Source organism: Methylomonas sp. MK1 (genome assembly GCF_000365425.1).
In the GTDB taxonomy this organism is placed as follows: domain Bacteria; phylum Pseudomonadota; class Gammaproteobacteria; order Methylococcales; family Methylomonadaceae; genus Methylomonas.
The window spans coordinates 705,993-718,223 of sequence record NZ_AQOV01000002.1 but is presented as its reverse complement, the minus strand read 5'-3'; the positions used below and the strand labels follow the sequence as shown (position 1 = coordinate 718,223).

Here is a 12,231-nt window from a genome sequence, read left to right as displayed (position 1 = left end):
CACGCTAAGATTCATCGGCTTGAGACGGCATGCGCAGACCGATGTCGCCCAAACTTTGCCGCAACAGCGGGACCGCCATATCGCCAATCAATTGCTTAAACGCTGCGCCATCGTTATCCAGGGAGGCGAGCGCCTGTTCGTCAACCTTAAAACTCTCCGAAAGCGTGCGGGCGATAACGTTGCGCGACACCGGATCGATGAGCTTGATCATTAGCTGCAAAGACGTTTGTCCCTCGAAGATTCGATACAGGCCGATACCCACCTCTATCACCGCATCGTAGCGGCCCATCGCCACATAATCGACTGGCGTGGTGTTCTGACCGTACCAGGCCTGAATCGCCTGATGCCAATGTTGCAAACTGGCGTCGCCCACCGTTGGCAACGGGTAATACTCGCGGCTCAATTCCCCTTTGCGATTTTCCGCAGACAGTAAACCGCGCAATTTCTGCGCAGCGGCCTTGGCCGGTGTCCAAAGCAAATCGGCACTCGCCGAACCGCCCGCGGCTGTTGGCGCTGCCTTGGTCATCGAATCCACATCCGCCGTATGAGTGTCGCTGACCATGCCCGCAATTTGGATGCCGCCAGGGATTTGATAAAGCTCCGTGGGCAGTGCAAAACCCAAGGCCATGTTTTCGAAATGTCGATAAGCCGGATCGCGCCGCTCGATCAAATCGGGTATCACTTCCAGTGGCGGCGCTTGCACCGGCACAATCAAAAAACTGTGCAATCGGTCGATTTGTGACGCGGCCGGCTTAATACTCGGCGCCGTACATGCCACCAACAGCCATGGCAAAGCCAATCCCATCAGGACTTTTTTGTGGTCGGCAAATAGCCAGGTAAACGAACATTTTGACGTTTTCATGAGTTCCTCCGCGCCAGTGAATGCCATCGAATCGATACATTACTAAGCTGGCACTATAAAAACCGTTTTGATATAAGACAAGCGATATTTATTGGACTTTAATATCGACAAATGCAATATTAAAACCATGGACATCGATCAAATCAGAACCTTTTTAAGCGTCGCAGCTAACGGCAGTTTTTTGGAAGCCGCCAATCGCTTGTACGTGACGCAATCCACCGTCAGCACCCGGATCCAGCGCCTGGAAGCCTATTTGGGCGTCACGTTGTTTGTCCGTAATCGCTCCGGCGCCACCTTGACCTTGCCGGGCCGGCGTTTTTTGCGGCATGCCAAATCCTTACTATTAACACTGGAACAAGCCCGGCACGACATTGGCCTGCCCAGCCGGTTTCGCGGCAGCATCAGCATTGGGGCGCGGATTGCCTTGTGCGAAACCTTGTTGCCGGAATGGATAGGCGCGATAAGACAGGCTATGCCGGATATTTCCATCCGCAGCGATATCGGTTTTGAAGAAGACTTGATGCGCAGTTTGGTGGAAGGCGCATTGGACATCGGCTTGATGTACACCCCCCAGCACAGCCCTGGCCTGCAAATCGAACATTTGTTCGACGAAACATTGGTGCTGTTGACCACCGATCCCAAACAGCCCTGGCCAAACGACGATTACATTTATGTCGATTGGGCACCCGGGTTTTACGCCCAGCACAGCAATAGCTACCCCAATCTGGAACGGCCGGCCCAGGTGGTCAATATCGGCTGGATGGCGGTACAGCTGATTCTGGCACAAGGCCGTGGATCGAGCTTCCTGCCGGTGCGCCTGGCCGAACCACTGCTGCAAGCCGGCAAACTGTTTCCGGTCGCCGACAGCCCGCAATTCAAATTACCGGCGTATATGGTGTCGCAGCGCGATAACGATGCGCCGGTTTTGCAGCAGGTGCTGGCGCAGATCCGCACCTTAGCGGCTCTGGAGCGGCAAAAGGTTTATGCGCTGCCCGATCAATCCAAGGTTGCCGACGCCACATGAAACGCATCGGCATGGATATCCTGCAAAGCCGCGCCATGCAAAAACGCCTGGCGCTTGGTTTGATGCACCATGTCTGGATGGCCGCATAAATATAGGCGCCAACCTTTCAGACTGGGCAACAGGGTCATCGCCACATCGTTGGCCCGCCCCCTAGCCACGCCCTCCGGCGCGTCGCCGCGCGATATGCACGGCGTGTAGTGAAAATTAGGGTACTGGCTAGCGAGATCCTGCATTTCCTCCAGCCAATACAAACCGTCCATCTCGCGGCTGCCATGAAACAGATGGATCGCCCCCTTATGACCGTGATGCAAAGCTTCGCTGACAATCCCGGCCAAGGGCGCCAAGCCGCTACCGGTGCCGATCAGTAACAGATTATTCTCTTGGCTCGTGGGCAGGTAGTAGCACAGTCCTTGCGGATCAGAAACCTCTAACTTGTCGCCGACATTCAGTTCCTGGTGCGCCCATTCGCTGAAGCGACCGCCGGCCAAGCGGCGGATATGAAAGCTGAGCTTGTTGGCGTGCAACCGATTGTTGGCGATCGAATAACTGCGGGTCAAACCGTCGGCGCGTTTCAGATTCACAAACTGGCCGGCGTAATAATCCATGGTTTCCTGGCACTGCAAAGTAAGTTGCAACGTTTCCGCATTCAACAGACTTTTTTCAATCACCGTGGCCTCGGTAAAAAACTCGGCCGGCGGACTAATGCTGATCGCCATATCCTGCTGCGGATAACACAGACAGGCCAGGAAATAGTGTTGATGGCGCAATACTTCTTTTAAACCGTCTTGCGCCGCCGACGGTGGCGGGCCCTGCAAGCTGCGCACCATACAGCTCTGACAGGCGCCCTGCCGACAACCATAGGGGATGTCGATGTTTTCGCGCAGACACGCGTCCAGCACGGTTTCACCAGACTCGCAAATAATGTCGCGGTCGTTCACGCTGAGTTTATACAAGCTCATCCCCTACTCCAGCGCCTAGCGGTCCAACACGTCGTTACGCGTGCTTTCGGCAATAGCCGCGACTTGATTGATCAGCTCTTGCGGCACGTTCAGCTCTTGTAAGGTAGCCGCCAGATCCTCGACCACCGCGTCAAAATGCGAATCGTCCAAACCCAGTTTTTTTACCAGATGCGCATGGGCCTGACGCATATCGGCGCCGGAATAGTTATTGGGACCGCCAAAGGCCATGGTTAAAAAGGATTTTTGTTTGGCTGCCTGTTTGTCCATATCGGTGTTATCGAAAAAGCGGTTGATGCGGTGATCGCTCAAGACTTTGCGATAAAAAATATCGACGGCTGCATTAACGGCCGCTTCGCCGCCGAGTTGTTCGTAAAGAGTTGCCGTGGTTTCGCTCATGATGGTCTGCCCTTGGTTGCAAATTAAAAATGCGGCTGTTCAAAGCCGAGCGCAGAGTAAGCGAAAAAAAATACTTTTGCAATATTTTTATTATAAAAGTTATTTATATGGCAAAAATAGGCTTGTAGTGCTTTGCCTGCCAGTTGATCCGGCGTAGAATGCCGCATCCCTTATTTCCGACCGCCCCACATTCACATGGTCAAACTCACCGGCTCACGCCAGGAACAAATCTTAAAATTACTGCTGTCCAGCGCGGCCGGTATGAGTATCGACGAGCTGGCCGCGCAATTGGAAATCTCCAGAAACGCGGTCAAACAACATCTCACCGGTTTGGAAAAAGACCAATTGGTTGCAGAAGCGGCCTTGAACAGCACCGGCGGCCGGCCTTCGCGCAATTACACGCTGACCGAACAAGGCCGTAACCGCCTGCCCAAGCAATATCCCTGGTTCTGCAACTTGTTGTTGGGTGAGTTGAAAGCCGAACTGGGCGAAACCGCTTTGCGGCAAATGCTGTGGCGTATGGGCGTTAATCTGGCGCAGTCGCTGGCCCCGCAATTCAGCGGCAAAGACCCGGCACAAAAGCAAAGCGCGCTGGTGGAATTAATGCAATCGCTGGGTTATCACGCCGAAATGGACACCGAACAAGTGCAGCCGACCATTAAAGCCGTTAATTGCGTTTATCACGATCTGGCCCAGCAACATCCGGAGTTGTGCGAATTCGATCGCGCGCTGATGTCCACTTTATTGGATAGACCCATCGAGCAAACTGCTTGCATGGCCTTGCAGGATTGCGCTTGCAAATTCAAAATCTGCAATGCGGGTGCGTGAGCCAACTTGCCAACTAATCCAAACAGTTGCAACAATCTCCGGCTTTTGGCTCAAGCCGCTTAGCACAATACGAGGGTTTTTCTAAGCAGCGGCTCTCGGTGTTACAATGACCGCTTCCAGAATGACTTTTTTGAATTGCGACCATGAGCCAACCTTTCCGTACGACAATCAGCCTGTTTAGCGGGCTGCTGTTATTGTTAACCGCCTTCTCGCTGCAAGCCGCCAGCCCGATTTTTACCCCTGCCGCCCCTAGCGTCGCGGCCTCCAGCTTCTTCCTGTTGGACTTCGACAGCGGCCGGGTATTGGCCGAAAAGGATGCCGATAAGCGCGTATCCCCTGCCAGCTTGACCAAAATCATGACGGCCTACGTGGTGTTCCGCGAGCTGAAAGCCGGTCACTTGACGCTGGACGAAAAAGTCACCATTAGCCAGAACGCTTGGGAAACCGGCGGCTCGAAGATGTTTGTGGAAGTTAACAAACAAGTTGGGGTGGAAGACTTGCTGCAAGGCATGATCATTCAATCCGGCAACGATGCCAGCGTAGCCTTGGCCGAACACGTCGCCGGTAGCGAACAAACCTTCGCGACGATGATGAACGAACAGGCCGGCCGTCTGGGCATGACCAACAGCAACTTCGAAAATGCCACCGGCCTGCCCAGCCCCAATCACTACAGTTCGGCGCATGATCTGGCTACCTTAGCCCGAGCGGTGATTAAAGAGTTCCCGGAATACTATCGCTGGGACAAGCAAAAGGAATTTACTTACAACGGCATCACCCAGCAAAACCGCAACCTGCTGCTGTGGCGCGATCCGTCGGTTGACGGTTTGAAAACCGGTTTTACCGATGACGCCGGCTACTGCATGGTGGCTTCGGCCAAACGCGAAGACATGCGGCTGATTTCGGTGGTCATGGGTACCGCCAGCGCCGGGGCTCGTTCCAACGAGAGCCAGTCCTTGTTAAATTACGGTTTCCGCTTCTTCGAAACTCATCGCCTTTACGAAGGCAATAAACCGCTGGGCGAAGCTCGGGTCAGAAAAGGTGTCACGTCCAAAGTCCCGGTCGGTTTACCGGAAGACCTGTATGTCACTGCCCCGCGCAAACACTTTAATGAATTGAAAGCCGAAACCCAGATAGACAAAGGCGTGTTCGCCCCGTTGAATAAGGGCGACACGGTCGGCAACCTGAACATCTCTCTGGCGGGCGAATCCATACTCAGCAAACCGCTGGTGGCCTTGGATGCGGTCGCCGAAGGCGGCATTTTCCGCCGCCTGTACGATGCCGCTATCGGCCTGTTGGAGAAAGAATGACCGAGCAAGTCTATCTGAACGGCGCTTATCTACCGCTAGCCGACGCCAAGGTGTCGGTGCTGGACCGCGGCTTTCTATTCGGCGACGGCGTCTACGAAGTGATTCCGGCTTATAAGGGCCGGCTGTTCAGACTGGAAGACCATATTACCCGGCTCAACAATAGCCTGGACGGCATCCGTTTGCCGCTGCCGCACAGCGTCGCGGATTGGGAAGCGATTTTCCGGCCGCTGCTGGCGGATGACAGGGATCAATACATTTACCTGCAAGTCACCCGCGGCTATGCGCCGAAGCGCGATCACGGCTTTCCCGAGCAAGTCGTACCGACGATATTTGCGATGAGTGCGGACATCAAGCCTTTCGCCGGCCGGGTCGACGGCATCAAGGCGATTACGCTGGACGACACCCGCTGGCAGCTCTGCAACATCAAAGCCATCACTTTGCTGGGCAACATTCTGCTCAGACAGGAAGCGCTGGATCAAGGCTGCGCGGAAGCGATACTGGTACGCAACGGTTACGTCGTCGAAGGCGCAGCCAGCAATCTGTTTGCGGTATTGGATGGCGAATTGATCACACCGCCCAAAAGCCATGAAATCCTGCCCGGCATTACCCGCGACGTAATTCTGGAACTGGCAGCCGCGCATAACATCCCTTATCAGGAAGACATCATCGCGCTGGAAGCGCTGCACAACGCCAGCGAAATCTGGGTCGCCAGTTCTACCCGCGAGATCGTGCCGGTGATAGAACTGGATGGTGAGCAAGTCGGTGACGGCAAGCCCGGCCCGGTCTGGAAACGCATGGACGACTTACTGCAAGCTTACAAAAAATCATTGTCATGAGCGAAACCGAAAGCTTACTGGAATTTCCCTGCCAGTTCCCTATCAAGGTGATGGGCAAGCATCGCGACGATTTCGACGCTATCGTCGTGGAAATCGTCCGCCGCCATGTCCCGGACATCCTGGAAGGCGCGGTCACCACCCGCCCCAGCAAAGGCGGCAATTACCTGGCGGTGACGGTAATGATCGAAGCCCATAGCCGCGAACAACTGGACGCAATCTACCTGGGCTTGACAGCCTGCCCAGATGTGCTGATGGCTTTGTAAACCGGACTAATGCCAAGTAAGGCGACGACCGTCCTGCGCGATCTGGGGCGACAAGACTATCTCGGCGTCTGGCGAGACATGCAGCAGTTCACCGCGGAACGCGATGGTGACACGGCAGACCAAATCTGGATCGTCGAGCATCCGCCGGTTTACACCCTGGGTTTAAACGGCAAGCGCGAACATTTACTAAAAGCCAACGCTATCGAAATCGTCGAGAGCGACCGCGGCGGCCAAGTGACCTATCACGGCCCCGGCCAGTTGGTCATTTACCTGCTGGCCGACTTACGCCGACTCGGCAAGGGGCCACGGCAGATGGTCACCATTCTGGAAAACGCGGTGATCAATACCCTGCGGCAATACGGTATCTCCGCCCAGGCACAACCCAAGGCACCGGGCGTCTACGTCAACGAGCGCAAAATTGCCTCGCTGGGACTGCGTATCAAACACGGTTGCTGTTACCATGGCCTTAGCGTCAATAACGATATGGATTTGGCGCCGTTTGCAGACATCAATCCCTGCGGATACGCCGGCTTGCAAGTGACGCAATTGGCCGATTTAGGCGTTAAAATAAACACTCAGGAACTAGCCGTGCCGGTTGTGCATCAATTGCTGCAAGCGATAGAAATGTAAGACAAACAAACTCAACAAGCCTCGCCAATAATGCCAGGCTTGCGGAGACTCAAAAACGAACTTAAGTGCCCGGTGGCAATATGACCCTCAACGCCCCTTCCCGCTCCACACCAGAAACTCATCAACGCAATGCCGACAAGTTGTCGCGGATTCCGGTGAAGGTGGAAAAGCCCGAGCAAATTTTGCGCAAACCGGACTGGATCCGCATCAAACTACCGACCGGCGACCAAGTCAACCGCATCAAACAATCCCTGCGCGAAAACCGCCTGCACACCGTCTGCGAAGAGGCCGCCTGCCCCAACTTGAGCGAATGTTTCAGCCACGGCACCGCCACCTTCATGATCATGGGCGATTTATGCACGCGCCGCTGCCCGTTCTGCGATGTCGCCCACGGCAAACCGCAACCTTTGGATGCGGAAGAACCGGCCAATCTGGCCGCGACCATCGCCGCGATGGCCTTAAAATACGTAGTCATCACCTCGGTAAACCGCGACGATTTGCGCGACGGCGGCGCCAGCCATTTCGCCGCCTGCATCGCCGCGGTGCGCAGCCAGTCGCCTAACACCACCATCGAAGTATTGGTGCCGGATTTTCGCGGCCGGATGGATACAGCGCTGGATATTCTGCAACAACAGCCATGCGATGTATTCAATCACAACCTGGAAACCGTGCCGCGCCTGTATCTGCAAGCCCGTCCCGGCGCCGATTACCACGTCTCGCTAAAACTGCTGCAACAACACGGCCAGCGTCTGCCTGACGTACCGACTAAATCCGGCTTGATGCTGGGCATAGGCGAAACCGAAGCGGAAGTTGTCGAGGTAATGAAAGATTTACTGGCCCACGGGGTCAGCATGCTGACCTTGGGCCAGTATTTACAGCCCAGCAAAGACCATCTGGCGGTACAGGAATACATCCATCCCGACCAATTCCAGCGCTATGCCGAAATTGCCCGCGAACTGGGCTTTCAACAAGTCGCCAGCGCGCCCTTGGTAAGATCTTCTTACCATGCGGATTTACAGGCGGCGGGGGTTGGCAAATAGCTCTACTACCGCCAACGAAACACTTTAGAGACGCAAAATCTTGCGTCTCTACGAATAACCGGTAAAACTACTAATTTTAAAGACAAATACCTCACCGAAAGCCTATGACTTCATGCAGAACCTTTACCTTGGCAACTACTGTCGTTCTGGGAACAGCGCTAATCAGTGGCTGCTCGTTTTCCACCAGCTCCGAGAGCTCGTCCGACAGCATAGGTAGCTTGTCCGACAGTTCCGGCGGCATCTTCAAAAGTGCCTCCAGCCCTTTTACCTCCAGTTCCGACTCCTCGCGCAACAAACACGAAAAATACGAGACAGATGTAGCCGACTATACCGCTACCTTCGTGGTATCCAGCAGCGGCACGCTGGACAGTTTTCGCGGACATCTCAGCGAACTGGCCGAAAGTCATGAGATCACCAACTGGGAAACCGACCGGAATACTTACGTAGGTATCGGCCGCGGACTTGCCAAAGCCAAGCTCGGCAAACCGCAAATTTCGGCGTTTACCGAAAGTTTGAGCGATAACGAACCGTGGAAGAAACAAGCTATTGAAGAAGGATTGAAAAAATAATCCCGCAGTCAGTCGCCCACTTGGTCATGCCAGTTGCTGGCTTGAAATTCGCAAAGTGGGCGCTGGCACTGGGCTGTTTACTTTGGGTAACGGTTGCGGAAGCGGAAGATAGTCATCACTTCGAATTCCTGTACATAGACGCCAACGAAGGCAGCGCCAGCGGCGGCCATACCGCGATTAAATTCGACCAACAAGTCTTTCATTTTCAGCACGTCGAACCTGGCCTGCTGCGTTTGTATCGCAACGATGCGGCCGCCTTTGAGTTTGCCTACGGCTTTCAGGAGAACCGTAACATATACGGTCACCGCATCGAAGTTTCAGAGGATTTTTTTCAAGCACTACGGGATACCTTTAGTCGCCGCCTGCTCATTCAAAACCAGCAATTATCACTATTACAAGCTCTGCACGACGATCAAGCGCTGGTTTCAGGCTTGCAAAATCTTGGCTCTGCGCCGCCTCTACCGATAAAAGGATTGGGATATTTTTTGACGCAATACCGAGCGACTGAAGCGCTCCCTATCGAAGCAGGCAACAGCAGCCACGCACTACAACAATTGCACGAGGCAATCGTTAACGAGTATGGCGAAGATTTTTTGGTGGCCAAACGCCAACAAGCTTGGCAAACCTTACAAGCCCTGAAACCGGACGTGGCGGTTGACCCCACAATTAGTGAACCAACCGATACACACTTTATCGCCACGAACAGTTCGTTTGCCGAACGCTACCGCAATCAGTTGCTGAATCTGGCTGCACTGGATGTACTGCAAGCCAGGCTATCGCCGCGTAGCGAAAGTTTGTTACAAATCCCCGAGGCGGCATGCAGACTCAACACAACGCAACGTGCCAAGCTGCAAGATTTTCGACAACGTTTGTTTGCCGATTTAATTAGACTGATGCAGAGCCAACGCAGCGACTGGGGCTATCCGATGCTGGTGGGTATGGCCCGTTTACATGCGCTGGACCATGCCATCGCATCAGGCTATCTAAGCGTGCTGGACCGCAGCCGCGCGGAAAATGACGACCCACAAGCCACTGTTATCGACGAAGACAACTTGCCGGCAGCGCTGCAATACAGTCAAGAGCTGTTTGCAGCGACGTCCAAACAACTGGACAGCCCCATAGCGTTGGATGAACTTGCTTACTCGGAACTTGAGCTAAGCGCGACAGCGCTAATGCAATTGCATAAGCCGCGCCATGACCAGCAGTCTTTGAAGCTGTTGCCATTGACAACCACGCCGTCGCGACCGGCAACGGCGGAATTGGTTGGTTTACCGCTGCCAACAAGCGAACTGGCAGATGTCCAAAACATCGTCACGCAGCAAATCGAAACATATCAAAACCAATTGCAGTCCTTGTATGGCTATAACCTGCTTAGCCGTAATTGCGTCACGGAAATATTTCGGCTCATCAACCAGACGATTTCTGACATGTCGACGACAGCCGAGGAAAGTAGAAGCCAGGCGTCGCAGCGACTGCTGGGCGGTTACGTTGACGAAGACGGCTTGAACATGATTCCGTTTGTCGCCTATGACCAGATAGGGAGCGCATATCGACTCAGCACCAGCTTCCAGCGCCAGCCCTACAGAGAACGGCAGCGTCAACTGCGTTACCGGCAGATGCCGCAATGGCAGGTGGATTTACAGGAATCCAATACCCTAAGTTCGAGGATTTATAAATGGAACGGGGACGACGCGGCGTTTTTATTCTTCACTCAAGATCAGCTATGGCCTCGGCCATTGCAGGGCGGCTTGAATCTGGCGATAGCCGGCAGCCAGGGCCTATACGGCTTGTTCAGCTGGCCCTGGGATGACGGGGACAATTTACGCAAAGGCTTGAAAGGCATTATCGTCAGCCTGCCGGAACTGCTGTTCTTTAACATCCGCAAAGGCTCGTTTCCCGGATTGCTGCCGGAGGCAAGCATATATCGACCTGAGGCTTTTTAACGGGACTACCTGGCGGGTATCGAGATAGCCAATCTAACTCTCAGCGGGATGGGGCGAATAATTGGTTGGCGTTTTACCGGACTGCTCTCAGACCTTAGGCAGTTCGGCATAAAATTTTCGGGCATCAGGCGCGAACATCAATAAATCTGCCTTTACCACCTTCGGTACTTTGATCGGCTTCTTTAACAACCGTTTGGGCTTGCTGGAACGCTTGCGTGGGGCTGTTTGACTGGGCCTTTTTGACTGTTGGAACATTTGCCCCGGCAGCACTATGAATTTGGGACGCACCTGAATTAATTGACATATATGACATTGGCTACTCTTTTTCACGGATTTAATTGCTACAACTCTACTCGAGAGCGGCCAATTTTATTCTAAGCCCCCTGTACGAGTTGCATGCTGCCTCGCAGTTTCCGAGATAAGTTTTATAACAGGTTCGCAGCATAGCCTGGGCAACTGACCCGAATCGTCCGGCGTCCCGCATTGATCCGTTCTCGTGATGGTTTTGGCAGAGAGTTGGCTGGGAAATCATCAGCCGGTATTCCGCTTATCGACCCGTCCTATTGATTACTGTCATTGCGTTCGGACCAAATTTTTTGAAGCCTGACCTAGACTGCCCTATGACAGGCTCTTTGCAAGCTGAATCAATATTGCGGGTTAAGCGTTGTAGCATCGATCAACGCTTTATGACCGGACCCGCTGGAGCCGCGTTTTGCGGCGCAAAAGGCGGTGGAGTCGGTGTCGTGGTTGCGGCTGGGGTGGCAAAATCGAAGGTAGCGATACAGTTGACACCGCCGATTAGTTCGTCGCTGGGATTGGGTAAGGTCATGCGCACCGTAAAGCTACCGCTGGCCGGATCGATCAATTGGTCAACTTTGGTGACCATGGCTTTCACGACTTTTTTGACCGGCAGTTCAGGGCGTACGTCCACTTCCATACCCGGTTGAATCAGGCCAAAGTATTCAGTCGGCGCGATCAACTCAACCCGCAAAGGATTCACTTGCGCCAGTTTCATAATCGCGCGATCACTGACCGACTCGCCGGGCATGGCATAGCGGTCGATGACGATGCCGTCTATCGGACTTTTGATGGTTTTAACCTCCAGTTGTGCCTTAGCCATTTCCAATGCCAGCATTGCGGACTTTTTGCGTTCCTCTGCCTTTTTTAACTCGATTCCAGCTAACACCACTTCGGTTTCGACTTTGTCTTTCTCGATTTGAGAAATAACACTGGTCGTGGCTAAACTGCGATAGCGGGTGCGGTTGCGCGTGGCGTACTCCAATTTCACTTTCTGATTGCGTACCTCGCTATTGGTCTCGGCATCGGCCTTGGCCTGGTTGAACTTGGCCCATTCCACCGAGGCTTCCAATTGGGCAAGCGGCTGGCCTTTGGCAACGTGATCGCCCTTATCGACCAACAGCGCTTCGACGGTACCGGCAACCGGGCTGCTTAGCTCGACGTACATTTCCGGCTTGACCATGCAATCCAGATTGGCGGCGAGCACGGCGCCACTGAATAGGCCGGGGCCGAGTAGTGCGCGAAAAAAAAGGTGGCGTATGGACATGTAAAAGTTA

Annotated in this window: 14 protein-coding genes; 9 read left to right on the top strand and 5 right to left on the bottom strand. The window is 54.0% G+C overall.

Translation table 11 applies throughout. The features are described from left to right. Positions 1-4: 4 nt before the first annotated feature. A complete protein-coding gene (locus tag G006_RS0120100) occupies positions 5-862 on the bottom strand; it encodes a hypothetical protein (RefSeq protein ID WP_020485018.1) in 858 nt (285 codons plus the stop codon). A 91-nt stretch (positions 863-953) separates the two neighbouring features. Between G006_RS0120100 and G006_RS26040 the strand changes: the two genes are divergently transcribed. After that, the gene (locus G006_RS26040) at positions 954-1,886 is read left to right on the top strand and encodes a LysR family transcriptional regulator (protein WP_020485017.1); all 933 of its coding nucleotides are present in this window, start codon (positions 954-956) and stop codon (positions 1,884-1,886) included. Here the strand turns inward: G006_RS26040 and G006_RS0120090 are convergent. Together G006_RS0120090 and G006_RS0120085 are read right to left on the bottom strand one after the other, a co-directional pair. Then, positions 1,859-2,845, bottom strand: a complete 987-nt coding sequence (locus G006_RS0120090) for a 2Fe-2S iron-sulfur cluster-binding protein (protein WP_020485016.1) — start codon at positions 2,843-2,845, stop codon at positions 1,859-1,861. The genes G006_RS26040 and G006_RS0120090 overlap by 28 nt on opposite strands. Before the next feature lie 15 nt (positions 2,846-2,860). Continuing rightward, complete coding sequence (locus tag G006_RS0120085) at positions 2,861-3,241, bottom strand: group I truncated hemoglobin (protein ID WP_020485015.1); 381 nt, start codon at positions 3,239-3,241, stop codon at positions 2,861-2,863. A gap of 195 nt (positions 3,242-3,436) precedes the next feature. Between G006_RS0120085 and G006_RS0120075 the strand changes: the two genes are divergently transcribed. The 8 genes from G006_RS0120075 to G006_RS0120040 all read left to right on the top strand — a co-directional run bounded on the left by G006_RS0120075 (position 3,437) and on the right by G006_RS0120040 (position 10,657). Continuing rightward, complete coding sequence (locus tag G006_RS0120075) at positions 3,437-4,069, top strand: helix-turn-helix transcriptional regulator (protein ID WP_020485013.1); 633 nt, start codon at positions 3,437-3,439, stop codon at positions 4,067-4,069. A gap of 143 nt (positions 4,070-4,212) precedes the next feature. Continuing rightward, the gene (locus tag G006_RS0120070) at positions 4,213-5,376 is read left to right on the top strand and encodes a D-alanyl-D-alanine carboxypeptidase family protein (RefSeq protein WP_020485012.1); all 1,164 of its coding nucleotides are present in this window, start codon (positions 4,213-4,215) and stop codon (positions 5,374-5,376) included. Beyond that, positions 5,373-6,212 (top strand): D-amino acid aminotransferase, encoded by an 840-nt coding sequence (locus tag G006_RS0120065; protein WP_020485011.1) that lies wholly within the window; start codon positions 5,373-5,375, stop codon positions 6,210-6,212. Before G006_RS0120070 ends, G006_RS0120065 begins: the two co-directional genes overlap by 4 nt. Further along, entirely contained in the window at positions 6,209-6,475 is a 267-nt protein-coding gene (locus G006_RS0120060) for a YbeD family protein (protein ID WP_020485010.1), read from the top strand. Before G006_RS0120065 ends, G006_RS0120060 begins: the two co-directional genes overlap by 4 nt. Before the next feature lie 9 nt (positions 6,476-6,484). Further along, positions 6,485-7,105 carry a lipoyl(octanoyl) transferase LipB gene (gene lipB / locus G006_RS0120055; RefSeq protein ID WP_026147188.1) on the top strand — a complete coding sequence of 207 codons (621 nt, stop codon included), beginning with the start codon at positions 6,485-6,487 and terminating at the stop codon, positions 7,103-7,105. Positions 7,106-7,185: 80 nt separating this feature from the next. Beyond that, entirely contained in the window at positions 7,186-8,145 is a 960-nt protein-coding gene (lipA, locus tag G006_RS0120050; protein ID WP_020485008.1) for a lipoyl synthase, read from the top strand. 104 nt (positions 8,146-8,249) lie between these two features. After that, the gene (locus G006_RS26035) at positions 8,250-8,714 is read left to right on the top strand and encodes a putative lipoprotein (protein WP_020485007.1); all 465 of its coding nucleotides are present in this window, start codon (positions 8,250-8,252) and stop codon (positions 8,712-8,714) included. Positions 8,715-8,755: 41 nt separating this feature from the next. Further along, entirely contained in the window at positions 8,756-10,657 is a 1,902-nt protein-coding gene (locus G006_RS0120040; RefSeq protein ID WP_152428982.1) for a hypothetical protein, read from the top strand. Between the two features lie 124 nt (positions 10,658-10,781). Here G006_RS0120040 and G006_RS28470 read toward each other — a convergent pair whose 3' ends face one another. Together G006_RS28470 and G006_RS26030 are read right to left on the bottom strand one after the other, a co-directional pair. Next, on the bottom strand, positions 10,782-10,970 hold the full coding sequence (locus G006_RS28470) for a hypothetical protein (RefSeq protein ID WP_152428981.1): 189 nt from the start codon (positions 10,968-10,970) through the stop codon (positions 10,782-10,784). Positions 10,971-11,333: 363 nt separating this feature from the next. Continuing rightward, complete coding sequence (locus G006_RS26030) at positions 11,334-12,221, bottom strand: efflux RND transporter periplasmic adaptor subunit (RefSeq protein WP_020485004.1); 888 nt, start codon at positions 12,219-12,221, stop codon at positions 11,334-11,336. Between the last annotated feature and the right edge of the window lie 10 nt (positions 12,222-12,231).

Coding starts and splice junctions, on each gene's coding strand:
- G006_RS0120100 (WP_020485018.1), bottom strand. CDS start 862: ATGAAAACGTCAAAATGTTCGTTTACCTGGCTATTTGCCGACCACAAA.
- G006_RS0120090 (WP_020485016.1), bottom strand. CDS start 2,845: ATGAGCTTGTATAAACTCAGCGTGAACGACCGCGACATTATTTGCGAG.
- G006_RS0120085 (WP_020485015.1), bottom strand. CDS start 3,241: ATGAGCGAAACCACGGCAACTCTTTACGAACAACTCGGCGGCGAAGCG.
- G006_RS0120075 (WP_020485013.1), top strand. CDS start 3,437: ATGGTCAAACTCACCGGCTCACGCCAGGAACAAATCTTAAAATTACTG.
- G006_RS0120070 (WP_020485012.1), top strand. CDS start 4,213: ATGAGCCAACCTTTCCGTACGACAATCAGCCTGTTTAGCGGGCTGCTG.
- G006_RS0120065 (WP_020485011.1), top strand. CDS start 5,373: ATGACCGAGCAAGTCTATCTGAACGGCGCTTATCTACCGCTAGCCGAC.
- G006_RS0120060 (WP_020485010.1), top strand. CDS start 6,209: ATGAGCGAAACCGAAAGCTTACTGGAATTTCCCTGCCAGTTCCCTATC.
- lipB (WP_026147188.1), top strand. CDS start 6,485: ATGCCAAGTAAGGCGACGACCGTCCTGCGCGATCTGGGGCGACAAGAC.
- lipA (WP_020485008.1), top strand. CDS start 7,186: ATGACCCTCAACGCCCCTTCCCGCTCCACACCAGAAACTCATCAACGC.
- G006_RS26035 (WP_020485007.1), top strand. CDS start 8,250: ATGACTTCATGCAGAACCTTTACCTTGGCAACTACTGTCGTTCTGGGA.
- G006_RS28470 (WP_152428981.1), bottom strand. CDS start 10,970: ATGTCATATATGTCAATTAATTCAGGTGCGTCCCAAATTCATAGTGCT.
- G006_RS26030 (WP_020485004.1), bottom strand. CDS start 12,221: ATGTCCATACGCCACCTTTTTTTTCGCGCACTACTCGGCCCCGGCCTA.